This is a genomic window from Roseospira navarrensis (assembly GCF_009601025.1).
Classification (GTDB): domain Bacteria; phylum Pseudomonadota; class Alphaproteobacteria; order Rhodospirillales; family Rhodospirillaceae; genus Rhodospira; species Rhodospira navarrensis.
The window spans coordinates 1-24,929 of record NZ_WIVE01000017.1 but is presented as its reverse complement, the minus strand read 5'-3'; the positions used below and the strand labels follow the sequence as shown (position 1 = coordinate 24,929).

The window sequence follows — 24,929 nt, the reverse complement described above, 5'->3', positions numbered from 1 at the left end:
CGGATGGTGAGCGCGGACGCGCGCCGCCGGGTCGTCCCGGCTGAAGCCTGCGGCTTCTTCTTTGGGCGGATGAGACAGGCTCATCCGCCTGTTGCGGCGCCGGCCCCCTCCCCCACCCGACCCCCCACAGGCTACTCGCGTTGGGTGGCCGGGTGGGGGAGCGGGCCGGCCACGGGCTCCAACGGTCATCGTCAGATGCCGTTGGTCTGTATGGAGACGGGCAGGTCCAGGTCCTTCGCCGCCGCATCCTCGGCGGCGCGGATGCGCGCCTTGATGGGGTCGGCCGGGTCCAGCGGGATATCGAAGGTGATGGTCGCCCCATAGGCGGCCTGCTCCTCCGGCCGCGTGCGGGTGCGGTCGAAGGCGATGACCCGGGTGCCCAGATAGAACGCCTCGCGCAGGTCGTGGCTGACCATGAACACGGTCATCTTGGTGTTCCACCACAGGTCCAGCATCAGGTCATGGATGTCCGCCCGGATGCCCGGGTCGAGCGCCCCGAACGGCTCGTCCAGCAACAGGATGCGCGGTTTCTTGATGAGCGCCTGGGCGATGGCGAGGCGCTGCTGCATGCCGCCCGAAAGCTGGCTGGGATACTTGTCCCGCGCTGGGGCGAGGCCGACCGCCTCCAGACCGGCGGCGGCCTCCTCCAGCACCGCGCGGCGGCGGGCCCCGAACAGGCGGCCGAGCAGAGGGCTGCGTTCGAGTTCCAGGCCCAGGGCCACGTTCTCCAGCGCGGTGAGGTGCGGATAGACCGAGTACTTCTGGAACACCATACCCCGGTCGGGCATGGGCTCGGAGGCCAGCGGTTCGCCCTCCACCCGGATCTCGCCCCGGCTCGGGGCCTCCTGGCTGAGCAGCATGCGCAGGAAGGTGGACTTGCCGCAGCCGGAGGGGCCGACCAGCGAGACGAAGGAATGGGGCGCCACGTCGAACGAGATGTTCTCCAGCACCACCTGACCGTCGTAGTCCTTCCAGACGTTGCGGATCGAGACGGCGGTCATGACCGGCCCCTCCCCTCGCCCGCGAACCAGGGGAACGCCCGGGCCTGGAGGTGCCGCAAGGCCCAGTCGAACGTGAAGGCGAGCAGCGTGATCCAGGCCACGTAGGGCAGGATCACGTCCATGGCGAGGTAGCGCCGCAACAGGAAGATGCGGTAGCCGAGCCCGCTTTCCGATGCGATCGCCTCGGCCGCGATCAGGAACAGCCACGCCGCCCCCAGCGACAGCCGCACGGCATCGATCAGCCGGGGCCAGACCTGGGGCAGCACCACGCGGGTGATGATCTGCCAGGTGGACGCGCCCAGCGTCTGCGCCTTGACGATCTGCTCGGCGGGCAGTTCACCCACGCGCAGGGCGATGTCCCGCATCAGGAAGGGGGCCACGCCAAATACGATCAGCATGACCTTGGACAGCTCGCCCAGCCCGAACACGATGAACAGGATCGGCAGCACGGACAGCGGCGGGATCATGGACAGCACGGCCAGGAACCCGGCCATCGAGGCCCGCACATAGGGCAGCAGACCCACCCCGATGCCGACCACCAGCCCCAACAGGGTCGAGAGGGCGATGCCCGCCGCGAGCCGGCTCAGGCTGGCCAGGGTGTCCACCCATAGCAGGATGTCGCCGGTCCGCCGGTCGGGCTCGATCGCGAAGCGGGTGAAACCGTCCGCCAGTGCGGTGAAGGACGGCAGCAGCTTGTCGTTGGGGTTCTCCGACAGCCGGATGTGCGAGCCGATGGCATAGGCGCCGATCGCCAGGGCGAACGGCAGGGCGGCCAGAATCACGCGCGCGGCGCGGCCGGGCCGGCGATTGACGAACCGGGGCATGATCGGCGGGCCTCCTCGGGACCGTGGGGAGAGGGCGGGGCGAAGGCCGTGCGGCCTTCGCCCCGGCGCGTCCCGGGCCTCAGAGGGCGCCGTCGGCGGCGGCGTCCATGTAGTCGGTCACGAAGCGGAAGGTGACGTTGCCCGACTCACCTTGGATGGAGCCGTCCGGATAGGCGATGCCGACCACGTCTGGGCTAGGCGCACCGGCGCCCAACAGACCGTGATCGAACAGGAAGGTGCGCACGGCGTCCATGGTCCTGGGCAGGTCTTCCGAGCGGGCGAAGGCGGCGGCCTCGGCCGGGTCGAAGAACATCATGGTGCTGTCCAACTGCATCTCGTAGCCCGCCAGATCGGTGCCGGAGGCGGCGCCCATCGCGGCGCGGGCCTCGCGGCCGTCCTCGGTGTCGGACGCCATGATGCCCATGGTCTCGTACCACGCGCCGGCCAGCGCCTTGCCGAAGGCCGGGTTGTCGGCCAGCGTCTCGGTGTTGACCACGGTCAGGTCGATGATCTCGCCCGGAATGTCGGCGCTGGTGAAGACCGTGTGGGCGTCCGGCATGGCCGCGATCTCGGCCACCAGCGGGTTCCAGGTCACGGCGGCGGTGACATCCGGGGTCTGCCACGCGGCGATCATGTCGGCGTCGGAGGTGTTGACCACCGTCACGTCCCGTTCGGACTTGCCGAGGGATTGCAGGGCGCGGGCCAGCAGGTAGTGAGAGACCGACAGCTCCACCAGGTTCACGCGCCGGCCCAACACGTCCTCCAGCGTCTCGGAGTCCTTGAGCAACAGGGCGTCGTTGCCGTTGGAGAAGTCGCCGATCAGCAGCGCCGTGGTGTCGATGCCGCCGACCGAGGGAATGGCGAGCGTATCCATGTTGGTGGCGGTCACGCCGTCGAAGGCGCCGGCGGTGTACTGGTTGATGGACTCGATGTAGTCGTTGAACTGCACCACCTCGATGGTGATGCCGTACTTGTCGGCCCACTTGTCCACGATGCCGGCATCGGCGGCCCAGCCCCAGGGCATCCAGCCGACGTAGATGGACCACGCCAGCTTGAAGTCGGTCTTCTCCTCCGCCATGGCGGCGGGCGCGGTCACCGTGAAGGCGGCCACGGCGGCGGCGGCAAGGGTGCGTGTCAGGATCGTCGTCATCCGTCTGACCTCCAGATCGTTGGCCGCGCCCCTTCGAAACGGGCGCCTGAAACAAGGCCTGGAGGTCTGACGGCCACGGCGGGACCTGGCGTTGGCATGGTGCCAAACCTTCAGGGCCTCCCGGGCTTTTGTCCCGCCGTGTACCCCGCCTGTCGCGGCGGGGCGGCAGCTCTCGGACCAGTGATACACCGCGCCCTCTGGCGCGGCCGGAACCCTAGCTGCTCACGATTCGCACCATACCACCGCTGAGCCGCCGCGCAAGACCAAAATGATGCATTCTTGTTCAGTTTTCTTTGTCGCCTAGTTCTTGGGCAGGCTTGGTCGTGCCCGGTTCCGGTTCATCCCCCCGCCTGCTCCGGGGCGCCGGACAGGTCCACGATGTGCCCGGGGCGGACCTCGTCGAAGCGCTGCGGCGGCGGCCGGTAGTCCAGCGCCTGCACGGGACTGGGAATCTCGCCCTCCAGCCGGCGGAAGTGGTCGCGCCGGTCGCGCGGGTCGGGGCGGGGCACGGCCGTCAGCAGCTTGCGGGTATAGGGGTGGCGCGGATCCCCGAACACGTCGCGCCGCCGGCCGATCTCGACGATCCGCCCCATGTACATGACGGCGACCCGGTGGCTGACCTGTTCGACCACCGCCATGTCGTGCGAAATGAACAGGTAGGACAGCCCCATCTCCGCCTGCAGCTCCTGCATCAGGTCGAGCACCTGCGCCTGGACCGAGACATCGAGGGCCGAGACGGACTCGTCGGCGACGATGAGTCGCGGCGACAGCCCCAGCGCCCGGGCGATACAGATGCGCTGCCGCTGTCCGCCGGAGAACTCGTGCGGATAGCGGTCGCGAACGTCCGGCTCCAGCCGCACCCGGCGGAACAGCTCGGCCACGCGATCGTCCAGCTCGCGCCCCCGGGCGAGGCCGTGGATCCGCATGGGCTCGGCCACCAGGTCGCCCACCGTCATGCGCGGGTCCAGCGAGGCGAACGGGTCCTGGAACACCATCTGGATATGACGGCGCACCGGGCGCATGGCGCGACGCCCGAGCCCATGCGTCGCCGTCCCGTCGATCGTGATGGCGCCGGTCCAGGGGATCAGGTTCATCAGCGCCTTGCCGGTGGTGGACTTGCCGCAGCCGCTCTCGCCCACCAGCGCCAGGGTTTCGCCGGGAAACAGGTCGAACGACACCCCCTCGACCGCATGGACCCGGCGGACCACGCGCTGCAGCAGGCCGCCGGTCAGGTCGAAGCGCACAGTCAGGTCCCGCACCTCGGCCACCGGACGGGGCCGCCGAGCGGGGTCCGGCGCGGGTGCCGCCCCGCTCCGCCCCGCCGACCGAACCGGCCCGTCGATGTCGGCATACGCACCGAGGCGGGGCACGGCGGCCAGCAGCGTGCGGGTATAGGCGGCGCGCGGGCGCTCGAACACGTCCAGCACGGGCCCGTCCTCCACGAGGCGGCCCTGGTTCATGATGACCACGCGGTCGGCCATCTCCGCCACCACGCCCATGTCGTGGGTGATGAGAATGACGGCCGTGCCGTGATCGCGCCGCAGATCGCGCATCAGTTCCAGGATCTGGGCCTGGATGGTGACATCGAGCGCGGTGGTCGGCTCGTCGGCGATCAGCACCTTGGGGCCGCACGCCATGGCCATGGCGATCATGACGCGCTGGCGCATGCCGCCCGACAGTTCGTGCGGATACTGCTTCAGGCGCCGGGCGGCCTCGGGGATCCGCACCGCCTCCAGCGCGGCGACGGTCAGCCGGGTGAGATCCGCCCGGCCCACCGACCGATGCGCCTCGATCGCCTCGCCCACCTGCCGGCCGATGGTCAGCACGGGGTTCAGCGACGTCATGGGCTCCTGGAAGATCATGGAGATCTCGGCCCCACGCACGGCGCGCATGCGGGCCTCGCCCAGGCCGGTCAGCTCGCGGCCGTTCAGCCGGATGGAGCCGGCGGCGATGCGCGCCATCGGCCGGGGCAGCAGGCCCATGATCGACAGCGCGGCCATGGACTTGCCGCTGCCGCTCTCGCCGGCGATGCACAGCACCTCGCCGGGGGCCAGGGTCAGGTCGAGCCCATCCACCACCACCTTGGGTCCGGTCGGTGTGGCGACCTGGGTGCGCAGGCCGCGCACCTCCAGCACCGGCCGGTCGGCCGACGGCGGTTCGGGGGCATCGGGATGGGGGCGCATTCCAGGCATGACCTCGGGCGACAGGAGGAAACGAAGAACGCCCCGGCGGCGCATCCGGACAGGGCGCGCCGCCGGGACCCCGCGCTAGCGCAACACGACGCGCGGGAAGTAGAACGACACCACCCAGTTCGGCTGGTCCACGATCTCGCTGATGCGCAGATCGCCGCACACCGAACAAAGCATGTAGGCGTCGAGCGGATCCATGCCCTGGGTCGCCGCCAGCCAGTCGATCATCTGCGACAGCGCGGCGCGCGCGCCCTCCATCAGATCGGCCCCGACGCCGGTGGTCACCTCGTAGCCATCGGCGTCCAGGTGACGGGTCACCGGCCCCGGCGTGCTGAACCGGGGCATCTTCGGCGCGCCGCCCTTGACGACGTCGAGGGTCAGGGTCACGGCCATCGGGCTTTCGATGGCCGTGCCGCAGACCTCGCCGTCGCCCTGGGCGGCGTGGGTGTCGCCGATGGAGAACAGCGCCCCCGCGACTTCCACCGGAAGCAGCAAAGTGCAGCCGGCGGCAATGTCGCGGATGTCCATGTTGCCGCCCACGTTGCGGGGCGGCACCACCGAATGCGGCCCCGGCGCCGCCGGCGCCAGGCCGATGGTCCCGGCGAAGGGCTTCAGGGGGACCCGCGCCACCGTCGAGAACAGGGCCGGGGTCAGCGCCTGGGCGTCATAGGACCACAGGTGCAGCCCCGGGGTCTCGAACTGGTCCGCCAGCAGCCCGAAGCCGGGGATGTTGGCGGTCCAGCCGAAGCCCGACGGCCGGAAGCTCTCGATCGTGACCTTGAGCGCATCGCCCGGCTCGGCCCCATCGACGAAGATGGGGCCGGTGACCGGGTTGATGCGGCCGAAGTCGAGCGCGGGCACATCCGCAACCGTGCTCTCGCGGGTGAGCTGGCCGCCCGAGGCGTCGATGCACTCGAACTCCAGGGTGGTGCCCGGCGCCACCGTCTGCACGGGCGGAATCGCGCGATCCCACCCGAAGTGATGATGGGCGCCGTGGATGGTGTGAGCGGGGGCGTTACTGCACATCGGTCCGATACACGTAATCATAGTGGACGGGAATATGAACGGGATCGACGAAGATGGCGTCGGGACCGCCCAGCACCGGCGAGCGCAGGGTGTAGCGCTGCTCGTTGAAGATCGGCACCCACGGCGCGTCTTCCATCACGCCCAGGAAGATCTCGCGCCACATCTGAATGCGCGCGTCGGCCTGGGCCGGGTCGGCCATGCTGTCGGCCTTGGTCGCCTTGGCGTCCAGCTCTTCGTTGCAGTACCAGGCCCAGTTCCAGCCGCCCGGGACGGCCCCGCCGCAGCCCAGGATGGGACCGTAGAAGTTGGAGGGATCGGGGAAGTCCGCGATCCAGGCCATGCCGCCCGACCAGATCATGGGCGCCTGGTCCGGCTCGCCGCCGGCCGCGATGACGTTGGACTGCGCCAGCGAGGTGATGGCGGCCTCGATGCCGACCTCGGCCAGATCCTGCTGGATGGCCTGGGCAATGCGCGGCTGCGGGTCGGTGTTGGCGACGAACAGTTCGGTCTCGAAGCCGTCGGCGTAGCCCGCCTCGGCCAGCATGGCGCGGGCCTGTTCGGGATCGAAGGCATAGCCCTCGTAGTCCTCGGCATAGCCGGGCATCAGCGGCGGCAGCGGCTGGTTGGCCGGCGTGGCGCGCCCGTTGATGATGCGCACGATCCGGTCCTTGTTGATGGCCATGTTGACGGCCTTGCGCACCATGGGATCGTCGAACGGCGCCATGCGCACGTTCAGGGTCACGTAGCCGGTGTGGAGCTGGTTGCCCTTGATGATGAAGTCCTCGTATTCGGGATCCTGGGTGATTTCCAGGAACTTGGCGGGCGGAATGCCGTCGCCGGCGATGTCCACCTCGCCGCGCTGCAGGCGCAGGGTGGCGACGATGGGCTCCTGGCCGACCTCGAACACGATGCGGTCGAGGCGCGGAATGCCCTCGTGGTAATAGTCCGGATTGCGCGCGAACACGACGCGCTGGCCCAGGGTCCATTCATCCAGCATGAAGGCGCCGGTGCCGACCGGGTTCTTGCCGAAGTCCGCGCCGTATTCCTCGACCGCTTCCCTGGGCACCACATGGGCGAAGTTCAGCGCCAGCTTGTGCAGGAACGGCGCATCCGGGCGCGACAGATGGAAGCGCACGGTGTCATCGTCCACGACCTCGATGCCGGACAGGCCGTCGGCCTCGCCGCTGTTGGCGGCCTCGAAGCCCTCGATGCTGTCGAAGAAGCCGGCCCCGGGGCTCTGGGTCTCGGGGTTCACCACCCGGTCCAGGGAGTACTTGACGTCGGCGGCGGTCATCTCGCGGCCATTGTGGAACGTGACCCCTTCGCGCAGCTTGAAGGTGTAGACGGTGCCGTCCTCCGAGACCTCGAAGCTCTCCGCCAGATCGGTCACCAGGTCGGTGGTGCCCGGCTCGTAGTCCATCAGGCCGTCGAACAGGCTCTTGATCATGGACCAGTTCTGCCAGTCGTAGCCGATGGCCGGATCCAGGGTCGAGACGTCGTCCTTGTAGGTGACGGTCATGGTGCCGCCCTGCGTGATGTCGTCGGCGGCCAGGGCCGGCGCCGGGCCGAAGCCGCGCGGTCCGTCCAGGCCGGCGCCGCCGGTCAGGCCGGCCGCCACCAGGGCGGTGGCGCCCATCAGGTGCTTCCATCCAAACGTCATTTTGACCTCTCTGCAGTCCAGGGGTTTGAGTCCTCGGAAAACTCCCGCGTCCGGGTCCCGTTGGCCGGAACTCTGTTGTTGCACACCCGCGTCCGCCGCCGTCGCCGCCGATCCCGGCGGGTCAGCGCAGCTTGATGCGGGGATCGATGAACGGCGCGATCAGATCGGCGAGCAGGTTGCCCAGCACGATCGCGACGGCCGAAACCAGGGTCACGCCCATGATGATCGGGATATCCACCCGCTGGATGGCCTGCCAGGCGAGCTGTCCGATCCCGGGCCAGCCGAACACGGACTCCACGACCACGATGCCGCTCATGAACAGCCCGACGTCGATGCCGATCATGGCGATCACGGGCAGCACGGCGTTGGGCAGGGCGTGGCGCAGCACGATGCGCACCCGGTCCAGGCCCTTGGCGCGCGCCGTGCGGATGTAGTCCTGCCGCAGCACGTCCAGCATGGACGAGCGCATCATGCGCGAGTACCAGCCGGCGCCCAGGATCCCCAGCGTGAACGAGGGCAGGATCAGGTGGGCAAAGGTGCCGTAGCCGCCGATGGGAAACCAGCCGAGCAGCACCGCGAACACGTACAGCAGCAGGATGCCCACCACGAACTGCGGCGCCGAGACGCCGATGAACGACGCCACCATGAGCGTGTTGTCCACCCAGGTGCCCCGCTTCAGCGCGGCCACGATGCCGGTGGTCAGGCCCAGCAGCAGCTCCCAGACGATGGCCCCGCCCATCAGTTGCAGGGTCGCCGGCAGCCGCGCGGCGATCAGCTCGGCCACCTCGGTCTTCTGCAGGTAGGACCGGCCCAGGTCGCCCTGGATCATGCCCGTGAAGTAGCGCCAGTACTGCACGTAGAACGGCTGATCGAGCCCGAGCTGGGCGCGGATGTTGGCGACCGTCTCGGCGGTGGCGCTGCGGCCGGCGATCTGCCGCGCCGGGTCGGCCGGCACCAGATAGAGCAGCACGAAGGTCACGAAGCTGACCCCGATCAGGATCAGCACGGCCTGGATCAGCCGGCGCAGGATATAGGCCGCCATGTCAGTGTCGCCCCTTCTGCGTCGGGTCCAGGATGTCGCGCAGGGCGTCCCCGACCAGGTTGAACGACAGGGCCAGCAGGATGATCGCGATCCCCGGGAAGAACACCAGCCAGGGCGCGCTGGTGAAATAGGTCTGGTTCTCGAAGATGATGTTGCCCCACGAGGGCGTCGGCGGCTGCACCCCCACCCCCAGGTAGGACAGCGTCGCCTCCAGCAGCACGGTGGTGGCGATGCCCAGCGTGCCCCACACGACCATGGTCGAGACCAAGTGCGGGATCATGTGCCGGAACAGGATGCGCGCCCGGCCGGCGCCGATGCCCCATTCGGCCTCGATGAAGTCGCGCTCGGACAGCGAGCGGGTCTCGGTGTAGATCACGCGCGCGACCTGCACCCAGTTCACCATCGCGATGACCAGGGCGACGATCCACAGCGAGGGGGTGAACAGGGCCGCCAGCACGATCGCCAGCAGCAAGGCGGGAAAGGCCATCATCAGGTCGGTGGCGCGCATCAGGATGGCGCCGATCCAGCCGCCGAAGAAGCCGGCGGTCACCCCGACCAGGGTGCCGATCAGCACCGCCGCCCCGTTGGCGGCCACACCGATGATCAGCGACGTGCGCGCGCCCTCGATCAGGCGCGACAGCAGGTCGCGGCCCAGCAGATCGGTGCCCAGCCAGAACTGGGCGTTGGGCGGCAGGGGCGCGCCCTCCAGGGTCAGGCCGTCGAACATCTGCCGGTCGGGCGGATAGGGCGTGATCCAGGGGGCAAGACCCGCCGCCGTGACCACGACGATGATGATGACCAACCCGAACAGGGCCAGTTTGCGCCGCACCAGCGCCCGCAGCACCCTCATGACAGGCCCTCCCGCCGGGGGGGCGCGGGGGGTGCGCCGTCGTCGCCGACGATGGCCTCGCAGTAGTCCTCGATGCTGCGCCGCTGCTGCATGGCGGCGGCCCGCAAAACCCGGTAGGCGGCGTTCTCGTCCAGCCCCTCCTCGGCCATCAGCCGCATCAGGGCGCGCGCGACCTGGGGGCGGCGCCGCAGGCGGTCGCGCAGGTCCGCCGCCTCGTCGGCCAGGGCGCGGCGCTGGGCGAGGGCATGGTCGGCGAACACCAGCGCGCTGAACACGCCGCCGGCGCCGACCGGCTTGCGCAGATGGGCGCAGATGCCCTGGGCGAGCATCCACTCCAGGCGCCCCGGTGCTTCCGAGGCCGCCAGCGCGATCAGGGGCACGGGCGGGTCGCCCGGCGGCCAGGGGAACTGCTCGTCGTGGCACATGTCGCCGTCGAAGAACAGCACGTCCGCGGCGGCGACGGCGGCCGCGTCCAGCTCCGGCCACAGGCGGACGACCGACAGGCCGATGCGGTCGAGCTGGCGGGTCAGCGCCTCCAGTTGGGGCGACGGCCGATGCAGCACCACGGCGCGGGCGCCCCGGAAGTTCGGCAGCGGAACGCGACGGCCGGTCATGGCGTCACCACCCGCAGCGCCGGCCGCGCCCCGCCTCCGAACGGTCGCAGCGCCGACGGCAGGCCGCGTCCGTCGGCCCGGGTCAGGGCGGCGGCATCGAGCCGGCTCAGATAGGGATCGGGGCTGACCGGCCCGGCGGCGCGCGCCAGCACCTCGAACCGGCCGCCGTCGGCGATCCGGGCCAGGCAGGGAACCTGCGGGGTGTGCTGGGTGGCGGCATCCACGCGCGTCTCGCCGAGGGCGGTCTCCACCCCATGGCAGACGATCCAGTCGCGCACCGCCGCCGGCGCGGCCGTCCCGGTCGCGCGAATGGCATGGGCCAGCAGCCACACAGCGGCGTGGGCGTTGACCATGTTGGCCGAGCAGCGCCGGTCCGCGCCGAACCGCTCGCGGGCGCGCCCGCCGAACGCCCGCGCCGTCGGGGTGGCGCCGTCGTCGAACCAGATCGCGGTGGACAGGTGGCCGATGCCCGCGTCCCCAACCAGACCCAGTTCGCATTCCGTCAGGTTGCAACTGACGACGGGGCGGACCTCCGGCCGGAACGACTCGTCCGCCGCCGCCAGGGCGGCATAGGCGCGGAAGAAGGCGTAGCTGGACGGCCCGATGAGGGTGTTCAGCACGAAGTCCGGCCGCTTCTCGCGGATCTCGGCGACCAACCGCGCCACGTCCTCCGAGCCCATGGGCAGGTAGCGTTCCGCCACCACCTCGCCGCCGCTGGCCGCGATCAGCTCGCGCGCGATTCGGTTGGTCTCCCAGCCCCAGATGTAGTTCGACCCGGTCAGGTAGCCGCGCGTGCCGTAGCGCGTCAGCACATGCGCGAACAGGGGCACGATATGCTGGCTGGGGTCGGCGCCGAGGTAGATGATGTTCTCGCTGCACTCGAACCCCTCATAGGGGCACATGTACCACAGCAGGGCATCATGCTTCTCGATGATCGGCAGCACCTCCTTGCGGCTCAGCGAGGTGATGGTGCCGATGACGTGGCGGCAGCCGTGCTCCCGCAGCATGGCCGCGCAGTCGCGGTGGTAGGTCTCGGTGACGCCGCCCGGATTCGCCGTGACCGGGGCGAGCGTGAAGGGGAACGCGGGGTCCGCGTTGACCTCGTCCACGGCCATCAGCGCGCCGTCCAGCGCATCGCGCCCGATGGCGGCATAACTGCCGGTGGTCGAGTACAGCAGCCCGACCGGATGGTCCGTCGAATCGCGGGTCATGCGCCCGGTGTTCCCCTCTCCGCAGCGGCCTCACCCCCGTTCGGGCGGCCCGGAAACAAAAAAAGCGCCATCCCCCCCGAGGCGTTCAGCCACGGGCGGCGAGGCGCTTTGTGCCGGTCCGGCGACCAATGCCGGTATTTTCATCGCGGGTTCGCGATCGCCCACCAAGTGGGCACGGGTGGTATCGTCCGAATTCGGGACGGTCCTGTCAATTCCCGTTTTATGGGGGGGCAGGGCTCCGAATCCGGATTGGCGTTCCGTGACACGGATGGGGGGAAACCCGCCTCACGAGGTCCTTCGGTCGCCGCAAAGGAGCGCGACCATCGGAACGATGGTCGCGGGGGCTCCCTCAGGATGAAACACCTTTAATAGAGAGTGTCATCCTGAGCGCCCTAAAGGCGCGAAGGATCTGGTGATGAGGCACGAACCATGACACCCCTGTCATCTGGATTCGGAGCCCTGTATGGGAGGGCAGGGTCGGGGCCGGGACCCGGTCCGGGGCTGGGCGTGCCGCAGGTCAACGCCGGGCCGGCGCACCTGTTCGCCATGCCGGAGCCCCACCCGGTCCAGCTTCTGCTGATCGCGGTCATCACGCTGATGGCCACCGCGTGGGTGGCGGTCGGCCCGCACGCGCCCCTATCGTGCGGACCCTTCGATCGGGGCGGAGGCGGGCGAGACCGGGCCGCACACGTCTGCGGCGCCTGAGACGGCCCGGCGCAGGCTTTCGCCGATCCGCGCGGCGAGGCGGTGGCTTGCGCGGCCGAGAGCAGCGGCGGCGGCGGCGCCGTCCGCGCCTTCAAGCGGCTGCGAGCCGGCCCAGCGGCAGACGTGCGCCGAGTCATCGGAGAGCGATCGCAGTGTCCAGGCGCCCGCGACGGCGGCCGCCTGGCCGGGGATGGCGTCGAACCGCTCGACCCGCAGCGACAGCCGGTATCGGGGCAAGGCCGTCGCGCCCCCCGGGACCGGCGCGTCATAGGTGTCGGTGGCCCGCACGGACTGCCAAAGGCCATCGGCGACCACCTGCTTCAGGTCGTCGGCGACGGGCGCCAGCCAGCGGTCCGTTTGCAGCACGGTGACTTGGCCCCCCGGGTCCTTGAGCACGATGCCGTCCCGCGCCACGCCTTCCGGCACGGCGACCGGCAGGATCTGGACGAGCACTTGGGGCGATGCCGAGTCGTCCCCGGCGACATCGGCGGCCCCGGGGGTGGTCAGCGTGTGGTAGCGCACCGGCGGCGAGGACACGCACCCGATCAGCAGGGATGCGCACAGGATGGCGCGCGCGATGTGGGGGCCGGCGGACATGGTCATGCGGGGCATACGGACGCCTTCACGGGATGACGGACCCCCATCCTACCCGTCAGTGGGGCGGCCCGTCAGCAACGCTTCGGGATTCCGTTCCAGGCTGTCGGTGAGGGTCCGGATCGAGCGCGCGGCTTCGGAAACGGCGCGCAGGGCCTGTCGCGCTTCCTGCTGCAAGGGCGCATCGCCGGCCAGGCTGTCCTCGATGGTCCCGAGGGTCTGGTTCAGGGCGCGGCCCGAGCGGGCCAACTCCGGCAGGACCGCCGTATTCAATGTGTCCGCCAGAGCCTCCAGCCGCGCCAGGGCGGAGGCAAGCCCGGTCATCACCCGGCCCACATCGGGCAGCGTCTCGCGCTCCACGGCCGCGACCACCGTATCCAGCCGGGCCAGGGTGGACTCCAGGCCCGCCATGACGCCCTGCACGTCCTCCGCGAGCGTATCGAATGGGATCCGGGCGAGTTTGCGAAACACCGTCTGCACCTGGTTTTGCAGCTCCTGGAGATCGCTGGGAACGGTCGGCAGTTCCGGCGGCTCGCTGTCCGGATCGAAGGAAACGGGGTCCGCGTCCGGAAAGAAGTCCAGAGCGACGTAAAGTTGGCCCGTGAGCAGATTGCCCGAGCGCAACTGCGCCCGAAGCCCCCGGTCGATCAGGTCCGCCAGCACGGCCAGCCTTTCCTCGGGGGTCGCCTGACGCGAAAACGTCTCGATGTCGCCGCCCAGGCGCTGCGGATAGGTGTCGGCCACCACCCGGGCCGTGAAGGCGCCGCTGACGGTGTCGTACTCGACATTCATGGACCGCACGCGCCCGATCTCCACGCCTCGGAAATCCACGGCCGCGCCGATGGACAGGCCCCGCACGCTCTGCGGGAAGTGCAGGACCAGCGTCTGTGGATCACTGTCCGGGGCCTTCAATGCCGCCGTCCGGTCGGAGGCCAGCGCGAACGCGTGCCCGTCGGCGGCGGGCTCGGCATGGCTGGCGAAGGTGGGCGTCTCGAACGCGACGCCGCCGAGCAGAATGGTGGCGATGGACTGGGTGCGCAGCGTGACCCCGGATGCATCCATCCGGAGGTCCACGCCGCTGGCGTGCCAGAACCGGGTTTCGCCCGTGACCAGCCGGTCGTAGGGCGATTTCACGAAGACGCCCAGACTGATGCGGTTCCGGTCCGGGTCGAGCGAGAAGCGCTCGACCTGCCCGACCTGGATTCCGCGGAAATACACGGGCGATCCGATGTCCAGCGATCCGAGCGCGTCCGCGTTCAGAACGAAGCGTGTCCCCGGCGCATCGGAGGCCACGACGGGCGGTTCTTCCTCGCCGACGAAGGCGGTCTCCGGCGTGTCGCTGGGCCCCGGATCGACCGCGATATAGGACCCCGACAGCAGGGTCCCCACACCCGTGATGCCGGAGCCCGCGAAGCGCGGCCGCACAACCCAGAACCGGGTGCCCTCCACCGCGAACGATTCGGCCCGCTGGACCAGATCAATGGTGGCCACGATCCGCGACCTGTCTTCGCTCAGGGCGACATCGGTGACGCTGCCGATATCGACGTCGCGATACTTGACCTTGGTCGTGCCCGCCTGGATGCCATCGGCGGAGGCGAACGACACCGTGATCGTCGGGCCGCGCTGCGCCAGCGTGTTGACCACCAGCGCCAGACCGATGAGAGCAGCCGCCAGCGGGATCCCCCACACAAGGGACGGCCGGCCGCGCCGGGGTTCGACGATCCGCGGTTCAGAAGCGCCGGTGGGGCGCGTGGCGCCGGTCTCGTCATCAGGCATGGTCGGGGTGTCCGTGTTTGTCCCAGAGCAGGCGGGGGTCGAAACTGCTGGCGGCGAGCATGCTGAACACCACCACGGCGCCGAAGGCCGCGGCGCCGGGGCCGGCCTCGACGGTGGCCAGCGATTTGAACTGCACCATGCCGGCCATCAGGGCCACGACGAACACGTCGAGCATGGACCATCGTCCCACCAGTTCCACCACGCGGTGAATCCGGCTCAGCCGATGGGCATCGACACCCGTGGCGCGTCCGGCCCAATAGGCCAACGTGGCCAGGGCGCCCATCTTGGTCATGGGAATGACCACACTGACCGCGAAAATGAGCACCGCGAGTTCGGGCGATCCCGAGGACCAGAAGTAGGCCACGCCGCCGATGATGGTGTCCCGAGAGGTTCCGAACAGGGTTGTCGTCTGCATCACCGGCAACAGATTGGCCGGGACGTAAAGGATGGCCGCCGCGATCAGGTAGGCCCAGGTCCGCGCCAGGCTCTCGACCTTGCGGGGATGCACGGCGGCGCCGCAGCGGGGGCAGCGCACCGGCGCCGCGCCGACGCCCGTGGCATCGCACACGCTCCGGCAGACCAGACAGGCGCGCAGGCCCGCGGACAGGGCCTTCATGGCGTCCCTCCCGGCCGGGGTTCGGACCGCCACAGGACACGCAGATCGTAGGACAGAATGACGGCAAGCAGGGCCGTCAGGGCGATGAAGGCCCAAAGGGCCACCCCCGGCACGACGTCCGCCATCCGGGACAGCTTGATGAGCGAGACCAGCACGCCCAGCATCAGGACCTCGATCATGCCCCAGGGTCGCAGGGCCTGCAGCGTCCGCAGGAGCGGAGCAAAGAACGAGGGGCGCCGGTCCATCCTGACCGCCAGCAGGATCAGGAACAGGGCGAGCAGATCGAACAGCGGAAACAGCCACGCGGTCACGAACACCAACGCGGCGGCCAGGGGCTGTCCCTCCGTCCACAGCGCGGCCACGCTGCCCAGCAGCGTCGCCTCGTTGGTGACGCCCCGCGCCTGCAGAACAAGAATCGGAAACGTGTTGGCGAGCGCGAAGACGACCAGGGCCGCCGTCACGACGGCCAGCATGTGGTCCGACCGGCGCCGGGGCTCCCGGTAGAGGGTCGCGCCGCATTGGCGGCACTGGGCGCGCTGCCCGGCCCGCAGCGGGCGACGGATATGCAACTCGTCGCACTCCGGACAGGCCGCGAGGGTCGCCTCGGCCACAGTGGTCATCCGTACCTCGTTTGATCCTGCGGGCCGGGACTCGGAACCCGTCCGGATCACGGTCCCCGCCGCGTCGTGGGGTCGACGCAGCCGCGCCAGCCGGTCCGAGGAGGCGACCGGACGGCCCCCATGAAATAAGTGAGGACGGTGCGCGTGTCTGCCAAGCCGTCCGGTCCCCGAACACGGCACGCCGTGGGGCGGGAGTGGAGCCGGATGCGCCTTCTCGGCGACGAAGCCGACCCGTCCGCTGGTGCCGTCTACCGGGCGGGGACCGCGCCCATCGGACCCATGGCGTCGAGCAACTCCAGGTAATGCTCGCGGGTGATGAACTGCTGCGCCTTGGGCAGGCCGCTCGGGTGCATCAGCGGCAACAGGGCGTGCTTGTGCTCGGCGTTGCCCTCCTCGCTGGACTTGTTGAGCGCGCCCCGGCCATCCGGATCGAGGCGCATGCCCTCGATCCCGTCCATGCGGGTGTTGAGGGTGTCTTTCACAACACGACAGCGCTCCCCCGGGGTGGCGGCCGCGTCCGAGGCGGCCGGGATGTGGTCCAGACCGAAGACGTGCCCCAGTTCGTGGGTCACCGTGCCCATCTCGTGGACCGGCGTCTTGCCGGAGTCCGGGCCGACCAGGGACATGGCGATGGTGGGAAAGGCGAAGTCGGGCGCGGACCCGTCCCAGTCGCGGCCCAGGTCATAGTTGGCCGCGCCGCCCAGGCCGATCCACTCATAGGGCATGAAGACCACGGTGGCGTCATAGTCCGCGCTCATGCCCCCCGCCGCCATGCCGTCATGCACGGCCTTCAGAAGATGGTCGCGGACGGCCTGGCGGGTGTCGCCGACCACAATGTTGAACAGGCGGAGCTGTTTTTCCGTCCAGGTCTCGTCCGGGCACAGGCGGCTGTCGTCCCCGGTGAGAACGTCGGGCAACCCATCGGCTTCCAAGCCGGGGAACCGGCCCGCCAACTCGTCGTGCAGGTCGGGGCCGACCGTGACCTCGCCGGCGTAACTGACCGTGACATCCTGGACGGGGAACTGCTGCCGGGCGAACCGTTCGGCCTCGCGGGCCACGCGGCGGCCTTCCTGCATCATGGTGGTCGGCACCGCGTTGCGCCACGGGCCGACCTTGGCGAACACGTAGCCGACCCGCAACTCGCGCTCCAGGGGATGCCACTCCAGCGGTTCGGGTGCGGAAAAGACGCGCGGCGTGCCGCACTGGCGCGCCGGTTCCACCTCGACCCGCACGGCGCTCGCCTCCTCGTATTGCGGCGTCCAGCCGAACAGGTTGACGGTGTTTTCGGCCATGCGGATTTCCCGGGGCGTGTAGGTGTCCGGCCGCTTGATCCGCATGTTCACCAGCTCCGGGGCCAGCGGCGGCCCGTCGGGATCGTCCGCGTTCCTGGCGCGCACATGGGCGCGGAAGTCGGTGACCTCCCAGCCGTCGGCGATGTCCGGGTCCGGGGCCCACTTCACATAGGTGCGGATGACCGCCGGCTTGTCGCGCACCAGCGGGGCGTCGATGGCCACCTGAAACGTGTTGCTCTCGATCCCTTCCCGGGCGCGCAGGAAGGGGGGCAGACCCTCGACCGTCTGGATGTCGTCCAGATCCACCATGGTCTCGAACGTGAAGACCCGATCCGTGGGGAGCGTGGCGCCCTCCGCGCCGCGCGGGCCGGCCGCGCCGCCGGGGACGGTCACGCGGTAGCGCACGCCGTCGCGCAGGATGGCATCCGGGACCACGACGATGGTTTCGGCATCCGCCAGACGTAGAGCAACATCCGTCCGGCGCATGGTCTCGCCCCCGGCGCCGTCGCCGTACGCGGTCTCCACGCGCACCGCGCCCGGCACCAGCGAGGCCGGGTCCAGCGGCCGGTTGAAGGTCAGGCGGAGGCCCGGCGTCTCCCACGAGACATTCGAGGCCTGCCGCGCGGGCGTGTGTTCGATCAGCTCCAGGGTCGGGCCTGAGGCATTCCCGGATCCGCTCGCGGCGGCCTGGGCGATCTCGCGGGTGGACATGGCATAGCCCATGCGCCGCATGTTGGGGGCGGCGAAGCGGCCGTTGACCCGCAGCGTGCGCGGATCGGTCTGGCGTTCGACGATGCGCACGCCCGCAAGAAGCCCGGTCTCGTTCCCATAGCGCCAGACGCGGCTCGTCCACTCCCGATCCACCGGGCCCGACAGTTCGAAGCGGCCGATGACCGCGGTTTCGGTGATCCGCTCGATGGTGACCGTGCCCGTGAGCGTGCCGCCGTCGATCTCGGTGCGCGTGCCGGCCTGGGCGACACGGCGCATGTCGCAGCGCCAGTCGCGCATGAGCCGGCCCTCGGTCGCGTCCAGGGGGATGCCGATCCGGTCGAGCATGGTGAGATGGGTTTGCCGCAGCGACCGGCAGATGGCCTTTTCCTCGGCCTGTCGGCGGGCCTGTTGCGGCGAGTTGGGTGGTCCGTAGGGCACCCAGCGCGTGTTTCCGGTCCAGGCCGTGTACAGGCGCATCGGATCGCCGTCGCCGTCCGCGCCGACCGCGCGGGCCTGATAGGAGCCGCCGGCTTCCAGGTCGCCCGGCCCGGCATCCGTCAGCGCGATCACCAGATGGGCGCCGGCGTTGCGGGGCCAGCCGCCGACCCCGTCATGACGCAGGGTCAGGGGCTCGTGCAGGCTGCCCCCCTGGAAGGCGATGGCGTTGGGGCTGAACACCTCGAACACCGCGCGTCGGGTGCCGCCAGCGGCCACCGGCACGTCCACGGCGCTGTCCATGGCCCCTTCGAGAAACTCGGCCATGCCCGGGCTCAGGCCCGGAACGCCCTCCGTCCCGCCACGGCGCACGGCCGACAGGTGGCGGGCGCAGGCCGCGCCCCCGGCCGCGACAGCGCCCGAGAACGACAGGCTCGCCTGACCCGGCATCAGGTCGGCGTTGGCGCCCCCGGCGAACGCCTCCGGGTTCAGGTTGCCGAAGGCGTCGCCCGCGCGCGGCGGGTTCACGGCCTGGATCATGCCCGCGACCGAGCACACCGGCTCGGCCGGGGGCCGCGTGGCCGGGCAGTCCCGGTCCTGGGCCGCCAGCGACCCGGGCAGCAGCGCGAGCGCCGCCGCCGCGCGGGCCAGGAGACGGAGAGGGAGACCGGGGCGGGTCATTGCACCCCCAGGCCGCCGGTCATGCCGCGCAGATCCATGGGCTCGGCCGGTAGCACGAAGTCCCCCGCCGGTCCGGCCCCGTCCAGGACCTCCAGCACGGCGAATCGGTCCCCGAAGGTGAGCGGCGCCAGCCCCCGGTCGTCGAGCGCCGTCATCAAGGGGTTCGGCGGTTCGTTGGCCACGGTGCGGCTGAAGCGCATCTTGACCGCCTGGTGTTCGAGCAGGCGCGGGTGATCCGTCAGCACGGCCGTGCTGGTGTGCGTGGTGCCCTGCGTGTCCCGCCAGGTGACCTCGTACACGGTGCCGTCGATCCCGGCCACGGTGCGGCGCTCCCCGGTGTCCGTGATGGCGTCGATGCGGGTCGGGAAGACCATCCCGGTGTTCCGGGACGCGCCCTGCGCCCCGGACGCCCCGGCCATGCCCGCCAGATCGCTGATCGGCAGCACCATGATCCGGCCCCCGGCGTTGGTGATGGAATAGACGGTGGCGTCCTTGAGCAGCATGGTGGCGTCCACGCCTTCGACCTCGACGCGCAGGGTGTCGCCCTGCCAGCGGTCGGTCATGGAGACGCGGCCCATCTTGCCGGCGTCCGCCTCGTAGACGACGGTGCCATCGGCGAGCGCCGGTGCGGTCATAGCGATGAGGGCGAGCGGGACGGTGCGGATCAGGCGACGGAGCATTGTCTTCCTCCTCTGTCATACCGGCCCGACCGGGCCGGCGCCGAGAAGCGGCGGAGGCGATGGCCCGGACGTGTCCGGGGCATCGCCGATCCTTGGTCAAGGACTGACCCGATGGGGCCGGGGGGTGTCGGGGGTGACGGTCCCGAAGGCCCTGGCCTCGGCAGTGCCGCCGGGGGCCCCGGCCGATGCGCCTCGCATGGCTCAGTCCCCTTCGGTCTGGATGGCCAGATGGCTAAAGGCCCCGGTCACGGTCGTGGCGGGCACGTCCTCCTTCGGGGTCTCGACCATCCGGACCTGGAACGTGCCCGACGCCACGCCGTCTTCGGTGCGGAGTGTGCCGGTTGCCGTGGCCGGCGAGGTGCCCACCCGAATGGAGACCGGCTTGCCCGGCCCCGCCTCGAACGGGCCGTCGGGATGGTCCTCGGGGAAGGCGAAGTTCAGGCTTGGGCCCCACTTCCCAAGCGTGATGCGCAGACCGTCTCCATCGGTCTTGGCGGTGGCGGGATAGAGCAGGGAGACGAACGGGTCATCCATCTCCTCGGCCATGATCTTCAGCACGCCGGTGATGTCCTTGACCTGGACTTCAGGCGCGAAGGTGTAGGGCAGCGCATTGAACCGGCCCGACACCTCGACGGTTTGGGGCTCGCCCTCCAGCGTGGACAGGCGGACGGTGAAGTGCCCGGTCGCGGCCTCGGTGTCGCGGCGCTCCAGCACCAGTTCGCCGCCCGGCTGGCTGGCGAAGGACGGCGGCCGCTCCGCCTGCGGGCCGACATCAGGACGGCTCATCCACAGGTTCGCCGAAACGGCGGCGTCGTCCGTGATCGGCCCAAACGCATGGGTCCCGGGCGCAAGGTCAGCCGGCAGGCTGAGCGACAGCGTCGTGTCCACCGGGTGCCCCTGCCATGTGGCCGCGCCGGACAGCGAAATGCGCCACGGGCCCCCGGCGTTGGTGCCCTCGATCTGGCCGGTGTATTCTGATCGGTTGCAGGGCGCATCCGCGCGCTGCGGCGCGGTCTCGCCCGTGGCCGCCCCGCTGAAGGTCAGGCGGTAGGCGGCCGCCGCGAGCGATCCGTCGTCCCGGGTGGTCGCAAGCGGCTCGTGGCCCGGGTCGGCCCGGCAGGCCGCCGAGTCGATCGCCACCGCGCCGTCCCGATCCAGCCAGACCAGTTTGGCTTGCGGATACCCGACCACCCAGAGCGGCGCGTGCTCACCCAGGCGCGGGTCCTCGCCCTGATAGGTGATGTCCGGTCCCTTGCCGCAGATGTTCCCGCCCTTGGCGACGATCAACGGCAGCAGGCCGTTGGTGTAGGGGGCCAGACGCTCGGGCGCGCAGAGACTCAGGCGTCCGCTTGCGCCGGGATCGACCTGCACAGCGCCCTCTGTGTCGATCCAGACCAGCCGCCCCAGGCTCCGCGCGGGATGGACGGCGGCCCGCCCGTCATGGAAATCCCCGGCGCGGTCGATGGCCGCGGTCTGGCCCTCCGGCCACGTAATCTCGCGGATGGCCCAGTCGTTTCCCTCCAGCGCGCCGTCCCAGAAGCCGGTTTCGCCGTTCAACGTCAGACGGGCCAGCCCGTTCCGGACGGGCGCGGCATCCGCCAGAACGAACTTGTGGGGGAACACGATCTCGCCCGTGCGGTCGATATAGCCGTGGTTGTCGGGCGACAGCGACGCGGGCGCGACCCCGTCGGCGAACGCGCCGCCCCCGGCGAACTCGGGGGCGATGGCCCAGGCGCCGTCCGTGTCGATCCAGCCGGTGCGCGGGCGCTTGTGCGAGGCGTCAGGCCCCAGTGTGACGGCGGCCAGCCCCTCGCTGAAGGATCCCAGCTCGGCCACGGTTGCGCCCTCCAGGGCCGGCGGGTCCCAGCGGGTGCCGTCGCGGGTGATGTAGTGCGGGGTCCCGTCCGCCGGGGTGACGGCCGAACACCCCTGGGAAAACGGCTTGTAAGGCGAGAGGGGATAGGCCGTCTCACCAACCACGACACCGTCGGCATCGCGCGCGCCGGGCCGGACCACCCAGGCGCCGGTGGTGTCGATCACGCCCCAGCCCTCGGCCGTTTCCACCGCCGCGCGCCCTTCGGCGAAGGGCCGGACCTGCCGCCATTGCGGCGCCAGCGCCCATGTGCCCGTCCGGTCCACATAGCCCCAGTCCGCGCCGTCCGGCAGCGGGTAGAGGGCGGACGGCGCGCCGTCCGGCGTCGTGGGCGTTCCGCACGGACCGGCGACGGCCGGAGTGGCAAGCGTCGCGCCCACCAGGACGGCGCTCGCGCCCATGAAGAAGTTGCGCGTCCGCATCATTCGGTCCCCCTGATTTCCACGCGCCGGAAGCTCACGACGGTCTGCTTGTCGCCCCACGTACCGGTGAACAGCGCGGGCGCCCCCGCGCTGCGCAGCATCTGGACGGGCTGGGTCTCGATCACTTGCGGTCCGCCGTCGGTCATGGCCCAGCCGTTCATCTCCAGCCGGGCGGTGTATTCGCGGCCGGACTTGGCCAGCACCAGCCGCGCGCCCTTGGTCTCGAAATCCTCCAGGATGCGCGCCAGGTCATAGCCGCGCGTGTCGCCCGCGATTTCCACCGAATCGCTGGTGTCCGTGCCGCCGGCCATGCTGGTGACCTGAAGGTGCATGTCGTCGTTGGAATTGCCCTGCCGATACAGCCGGGCGACGACATGGGTGTCCGGGTCCTGGAAGCGGCCGACCTCGATCACCGCCTTGCGCCCGCCCAGGGTCTGCACCTCGCCCATCTCGGCGGTGAAGTCCGCCGCGATCTCCCAGTCGCCGTCGGGCAGGTCGGCCCCGGTCCAGCGGAAAACGTTGGGCTGGTCCGCATCGTCGATGTTGCCGGATCGGACGGTCATGGTGACCAGCGTGCCGCCATCCAGGATGAAGTGCTGCGGCGAGGGGTTCTGGACCGTCCAGGCGTCACCCAGGGCGTCGCGCTCGAACTCGTCCACGGCCAGCGGACCGGCCGGTTCGGGGTCGGGCGCGGGCGCCGGTTCGGCGACCTGCCGCAGGGCGTCGTTGAGGCTGTCGGCGTCCGAGGCCGGCAGGTACCGGCCCCCCGTCGCCTCGGCCAGACAGGCAAGCTGTTCGGTGCTCTCGGCGATGTCGAAGCCGATCACATGCGCCCGCAGGCCGGTGTTGCCGCCTGCCAGCGACTCGCCCAGGGCGCACAGGTCGGCGCCGCAGTTCTCCAGGCCGTCCGTCACCACGATGACCGACGCCGGGCCGCCGTCGCCCAGGGCGTCGGCCGCTGCCCGGACCGAGCGGCCCACCGGCGTCTTGCCGCGCGGCGAAACACCGGCCATGGCGGCCTCGACAGCGGCCGCATCCATCGGTCCCGGCGCGATCAGGGTCTCGATGTCATCGCAGTCGCCTTCGCTGCGGTGACCGTACGCCATCAAGCCGAGATGGCGGCCGGTCGGCCAGTCCGCCAGCATGCGCCCGATGGCGTCCCGGGCGATCTCGATCTTCGCGGTGCCGTCGATCTGGCCCCACATGCTACCGGATCCGTCCAGCACGATCATGGTCGTGCCCTGGGAGTCGTCCGCCTGTGCGGCGGCGGGGAGGCCGGCGAACCCGAGGGCCGCGCTCAACATCCAGGTGAGGGGCAGTCTCATCATGGGGCGTCCTTTCCCGCAAAAACCTGAGTGATGGGGTGGAGCGTAGGGGCGGCGCGCGCGTTCCGTCTTGGTGCAGATGCACTAGAGACGCCGCGACCGACGCAGGAGGCCCTGATGGAGATCGACGAAACCCTGGCGCGCCACATCGCCGATGTGCAACGGGGGCTGTTGGCCGTTGACCTCGACCCGTCCCGGGTGCAGGCGCTGCTGGCGGACATCGGCGCATTGGTTCACGCGGATGCGGCCATGGGGGCCTGGCTGAACGAGGGTCAGCCCTGGCTGACCACCTGGCGGGCCGGCCCGCAGATCGCCGCCTACATGGCCGAGACCTTCGCGGGGGTGGACCGCGAGGGCAACATCCGGACGCACGATCCGGACCTGGATCGGGTGAACCGCACCCGGCGCGGGCTGGGCACCGGCATCTATCATGAGCGGGAGTTCGCTCACCGCGACCGCATCGTCGCGGCGCGGTATCACCGCGAGGGCTTCGGCCCCGCCGGCATGCATCACGTCATCGGCATGACCGCGCGCCTGTCGGTGGGCGAGGCCGTTTTCGCGTTCGGCTACGACGATGGCGACGGACTGGCGCGCGAGGAAGACCGGATCAAGGCTGTCCTCGCCTTGCTGCTGCCCGCGTTCGAGCAGGGATTCCAGGGTCTGGACCGGCGCAGCCGGCACCGCGAGCGCCTGGAGAAAGCCATGGCCGAGGCCGATCTTCCGGCGCGGATCGTGGCGGGGGACGCGCCGCCGCCGGCGGATGCGCTGCTGCACCTGCCCCTGCCCGAACTGACGACCGGCGAGGCCCCGACTCCGTATCTGGCGGTCTCGGGGCCGGATGTGGAGCATCTGGCGGCGCGGCTGGCGGCGTGCTTCGACCTGACGGAGCGCCAGACAGCGACGGCCCGCCTGCTGCTGGCGGGGCGCTCGACGGCGGAGATCGCCGCCGATCTGGGTATCCGCCTCAACACGGCCCGCCGCCACTGCGAAGCCGTGCTGGACAAGACCGGCGCGGGGCAGCGCCACAGGCTGGCCGTGATCGCGGCCCGACAGGGGCGGTGCGGGCCGAACGGCTGTGCAACCTGATGTCTGGAAATTTTGTTCGTGGGGGCGCACCTGCGTGCCCATCCGTGGGGCGCGCCCCACGGATGGGCTACCCTCCAGTCCGGTTTTCTCACTCGCCAAAGGAGACCCGGATTGCAGGACACTCAGGGTAAGGTCATCGCCGCGCTGATGGAACAGCTCATCCAGACCGGGCCGGAGGGCATGGCCGAGGCGTTCACGGCGCTGTTCAATCTCGCCATGCGGATGGAGCGCGACCGGCACCTCGGCGCCGGCCCCTACGAGCGCAGCGACGGGCGCCGGGGCTACGCCAACGGCTACAAGCCGAAGAAGGTGGACACGCCCGCCGGCACCGTCACCGTGGCCGTTCCCAAGAGCCGGGGCTGCGACGAGCCGTTCTTTCCGCAGTCCCTGGAACGGGGGCGACGTGGCGTCGGCGCAGAAGCCGAAATGACCGGACCGGAAGGGGGGCGCCCTTCCACCCGCCTCCCCTCTGCCGGGATCGTCGCGACGTGGAGGTCTCCCATGACCGTCCGCACATCCAAGAAAACCGTCACCTTCGCACACCCC

At 70.4% G+C, this 24,929-nt stretch carries 20 protein-coding genes and 1 riboswitch; of the genes, 2 read left to right on the top strand and 18 right to left on the bottom strand.

Annotation, left to right across the window (positions count from 1 at the left end; genetic code table 11):
- Window positions 1-191: 191 nt before the first annotated feature.
- From GHC57_RS07400 to GHC57_RS07315, 18 genes are all read right to left on the bottom strand, one after another.
- A complete protein-coding gene (locus GHC57_RS07400; protein ID WP_153342756.1) occupies window positions 192-1,001 on the bottom strand; it encodes an ABC transporter ATP-binding protein in 810 nt (269 codons plus the stop codon).
- Entirely contained in the window at window positions 998-1,825 is an 828-nt protein-coding gene (locus GHC57_RS07395; RefSeq protein ID WP_153342754.1) for an ABC transporter permease, read from the bottom strand. Before GHC57_RS07395 ends, GHC57_RS07400 begins: the two co-directional genes overlap by 4 nt.
- Window positions 1,826-1,904: 79 nt before the next feature.
- Window positions 1,905-2,975 carry a putative urea ABC transporter substrate-binding protein gene (locus GHC57_RS07390; RefSeq protein ID WP_153342752.1) on the bottom strand — a complete coding sequence of 357 codons (1,071 nt, stop codon included), beginning with the start codon at window positions 2,973-2,975 and terminating at the stop codon, window positions 1,905-1,907.
- A 115-nt stretch (window positions 2,976-3,090) separates the two neighbouring features.
- A riboswitch (guanidine-I (ykkC/yxkD leader) is annotated at window positions 3,091-3,204 on the bottom strand.
- A gap of 109 nt (window positions 3,205-3,313) precedes the next feature.
- Window positions 3,314-5,158, bottom strand: a complete 1,845-nt coding sequence (locus tag GHC57_RS07385; RefSeq protein WP_153342750.1) for an ABC transporter ATP-binding protein — start codon at window positions 5,156-5,158, stop codon at window positions 3,314-3,316.
- 84 nt (window positions 5,159-5,242) lie between these two features.
- The gene (locus tag GHC57_RS07380; protein WP_153342748.1) at window positions 5,243-6,190 is read right to left on the bottom strand and encodes an acetamidase/formamidase family protein; all 948 of its coding nucleotides are present in this window, start codon (window positions 6,188-6,190) and stop codon (window positions 5,243-5,245) included.
- Window positions 6,180-7,850, bottom strand: a complete 1,671-nt coding sequence (locus tag GHC57_RS07375; RefSeq protein ID WP_246152190.1) for an ABC transporter substrate-binding protein — start codon at window positions 7,848-7,850, stop codon at window positions 6,180-6,182. The genes GHC57_RS07380 and GHC57_RS07375 overlap by 11 nt, the downstream gene beginning before the upstream one ends.
- A gap of 121 nt (window positions 7,851-7,971) precedes the next feature.
- Window positions 7,972-8,892, bottom strand: a complete 921-nt coding sequence (locus tag GHC57_RS07370) for an ABC transporter permease (protein WP_153342746.1) — start codon at window positions 8,890-8,892, stop codon at window positions 7,972-7,974.
- A 1-nt stretch (window position 8,893) separates the two neighbouring features.
- On the bottom strand, window positions 8,894-9,742 hold the full coding sequence (locus tag GHC57_RS07365) for an ABC transporter permease (protein ID WP_153342744.1): 849 nt from the start codon (window positions 9,740-9,742) through the stop codon (window positions 8,894-8,896).
- Window positions 9,739-10,356, bottom strand: a complete 618-nt coding sequence (locus GHC57_RS07360) for an ANTAR domain-containing response regulator (protein ID WP_153342742.1) — start codon at window positions 10,354-10,356, stop codon at window positions 9,739-9,741. Before GHC57_RS07360 ends, GHC57_RS07365 begins: the two co-directional genes overlap by 4 nt.
- Window positions 10,353-11,567 carry a transporter substrate-binding protein gene (locus tag GHC57_RS07355; RefSeq protein ID WP_153342740.1) on the bottom strand — a complete coding sequence of 405 codons (1,215 nt, stop codon included), beginning with the start codon at window positions 11,565-11,567 and terminating at the stop codon, window positions 10,353-10,355. Before GHC57_RS07355 ends, GHC57_RS07360 begins: the two co-directional genes overlap by 4 nt.
- Window positions 11,568-12,203: 636 nt before the next feature.
- Complete coding sequence (locus tag GHC57_RS07350) at window positions 12,204-12,884, bottom strand: PqiC family protein (protein ID WP_153342738.1); 681 nt, start codon at window positions 12,882-12,884, stop codon at window positions 12,204-12,206.
- 33 nt (window positions 12,885-12,917) lie between these two features.
- On the bottom strand, window positions 12,918-14,642 hold the full coding sequence (locus GHC57_RS07345) for a PqiB family protein (protein WP_153342736.1): 1,725 nt from the start codon (window positions 14,640-14,642) through the stop codon (window positions 12,918-12,920).
- Entirely contained in the window at window positions 14,635-15,258 is a 624-nt protein-coding gene (locus GHC57_RS07340) for a paraquat-inducible protein A (RefSeq protein ID WP_153342734.1), read from the bottom strand. Before GHC57_RS07340 ends, GHC57_RS07345 begins: the two co-directional genes overlap by 8 nt.
- Window positions 15,255-15,878 carry a paraquat-inducible protein A gene (locus GHC57_RS07335; RefSeq protein ID WP_153342733.1) on the bottom strand — a complete coding sequence of 208 codons (624 nt, stop codon included), beginning with the start codon at window positions 15,876-15,878 and terminating at the stop codon, window positions 15,255-15,257. The genes GHC57_RS07340 and GHC57_RS07335 overlap by 4 nt, the downstream gene beginning before the upstream one ends.
- 248 nt (window positions 15,879-16,126) lie before the next feature.
- Complete coding sequence (locus GHC57_RS07330) at window positions 16,127-18,997, bottom strand: Ig-like domain-containing protein (RefSeq protein WP_153342731.1); 2,871 nt, start codon at window positions 18,995-18,997, stop codon at window positions 16,127-16,129.
- Window positions 18,994-19,677: a hypothetical protein gene (locus GHC57_RS07325; protein ID WP_153342729.1), complete on the bottom strand. Its 684-nt coding sequence runs from the start codon at window positions 19,675-19,677 to the stop codon at window positions 18,994-18,996. Before GHC57_RS07325 ends, GHC57_RS07330 begins: the two co-directional genes overlap by 4 nt.
- Window positions 19,678-19,878: 201 nt before the next feature.
- Window positions 19,879-21,975: a WG repeat-containing protein gene (locus GHC57_RS07320; RefSeq protein ID WP_153342727.1), complete on the bottom strand. Its 2,097-nt coding sequence runs from the start codon at window positions 21,973-21,975 to the stop codon at window positions 19,879-19,881.
- The gene (locus tag GHC57_RS07315; RefSeq protein WP_153342725.1) at window positions 21,972-23,300 is read right to left on the bottom strand and encodes a vWA domain-containing protein; all 1,329 of its coding nucleotides are present in this window, start codon (window positions 23,298-23,300) and stop codon (window positions 21,972-21,974) included. The genes GHC57_RS07320 and GHC57_RS07315 overlap by 4 nt, the downstream gene beginning before the upstream one ends.
- 114 nt (window positions 23,301-23,414) lie before the next feature.
- Here GHC57_RS07315 and GHC57_RS07310 point away from each other — a divergent pair, with 114 nt between their 5' ends.
- On the top strand, window positions 23,415-24,383 hold the full coding sequence (locus GHC57_RS07310; RefSeq protein WP_170294741.1) for a helix-turn-helix transcriptional regulator: 969 nt from the start codon (window positions 23,415-23,417) through the stop codon (window positions 24,381-24,383).
- 111 nt (window positions 24,384-24,494) lie between these two features.
- Window positions 24,495-24,929, top strand: a 435-nt coding sequence (locus GHC57_RS07305; RefSeq protein WP_246152189.1) for a transposase, incomplete at its 3' end; no start/stop codon positions are given.

What these genes read in the sequence shown, in the direction of transcription:
- GHC57_RS07395 (WP_153342754.1), bottom strand. Translation starts at nt 1,825, where the DNA reads ATGCCCCGGTTCGTCAATCGCCGGCCCGGCCGCGCCGCGCGCGTGATT.
- GHC57_RS07325 (WP_153342729.1), bottom strand. Translation starts at nt 19,677, where the DNA reads ATGCTCCGTCGCCTGATCCGCACCGTCCCGCTCGCCCTCATCGCTATG.
- GHC57_RS07320 (WP_153342727.1), bottom strand. Translation starts at nt 21,975, where the DNA reads ATGATGCGGACGCGCAACTTCTTCATGGGCGCGAGCGCCGTCCTGGTG.
- GHC57_RS07380 (WP_153342748.1), bottom strand. Translation starts at nt 6,190, where the DNA reads ATGTGCAGTAACGCCCCCGCTCACACCATCCACGGCGCCCATCATCAC.
- GHC57_RS07390 (WP_153342752.1), bottom strand. Translation starts at nt 2,975, where the DNA reads ATGACGACGATCCTGACACGCACCCTTGCCGCCGCCGCCGTGGCCGCC.
- GHC57_RS07375 (WP_246152190.1), bottom strand. Translation starts at nt 7,850, where the DNA reads ATGACGTTTGGATGGAAGCACCTGATGGGCGCCACCGCCCTGGTGGCG.
- GHC57_RS07400 (WP_153342756.1), bottom strand. Translation starts at nt 1,001, where the DNA reads ATGACCGCCGTCTCGATCCGCAACGTCTGGAAGGACTACGACGGTCAG.
- GHC57_RS07365 (WP_153342744.1), bottom strand. Translation starts at nt 9,742, where the DNA reads ATGAGGGTGCTGCGGGCGCTGGTGCGGCGCAAACTGGCCCTGTTCGGG.
- GHC57_RS07345 (WP_153342736.1), bottom strand. Translation starts at nt 14,642, where the DNA reads ATGCCTGATGACGAGACCGGCGCCACGCGCCCCACCGGCGCTTCTGAA.
- GHC57_RS07330 (WP_153342731.1), bottom strand. Translation starts at nt 18,997, where the DNA reads ATGACCCGCCCCGGTCTCCCTCTCCGTCTCCTGGCCCGCGCGGCGGCG.
- GHC57_RS07335 (WP_153342733.1), bottom strand. Translation starts at nt 15,878, where the DNA reads ATGACCACTGTGGCCGAGGCGACCCTCGCGGCCTGTCCGGAGTGCGAC.
- GHC57_RS07360 (WP_153342742.1), bottom strand. Translation starts at nt 10,356, where the DNA reads ATGACCGGCCGTCGCGTTCCGCTGCCGAACTTCCGGGGCGCCCGCGCC.
- GHC57_RS07350 (WP_153342738.1), bottom strand. Translation starts at nt 12,884, where the DNA reads ATGCCCCGCATGACCATGTCCGCCGGCCCCCACATCGCGCGCGCCATC.
- GHC57_RS07355 (WP_153342740.1), bottom strand. Translation starts at nt 11,567, where the DNA reads ATGACCCGCGATTCGACGGACCATCCGGTCGGGCTGCTGTACTCGACC.
- GHC57_RS07310 (WP_170294741.1), top strand. Translation starts at nt 23,415, where the DNA reads ATGGAGATCGACGAAACCCTGGCGCGCCACATCGCCGATGTGCAACGG.
- GHC57_RS07315 (WP_153342725.1), bottom strand. Translation starts at nt 23,300, where the DNA reads ATGATGAGACTGCCCCTCACCTGGATGTTGAGCGCGGCCCTCGGGTTC.
- GHC57_RS07370 (WP_153342746.1), bottom strand. Translation starts at nt 8,892, where the DNA reads ATGGCGGCCTATATCCTGCGCCGGCTGATCCAGGCCGTGCTGATCCTG.
- GHC57_RS07385 (WP_153342750.1), bottom strand. Translation starts at nt 5,158, where the DNA reads ATGCGCCCCCATCCCGATGCCCCCGAACCGCCGTCGGCCGACCGGCCG.
- GHC57_RS07340 (WP_153342734.1), bottom strand. Translation starts at nt 15,258, where the DNA reads ATGAAGGCCCTGTCCGCGGGCCTGCGCGCCTGTCTGGTCTGCCGGAGC.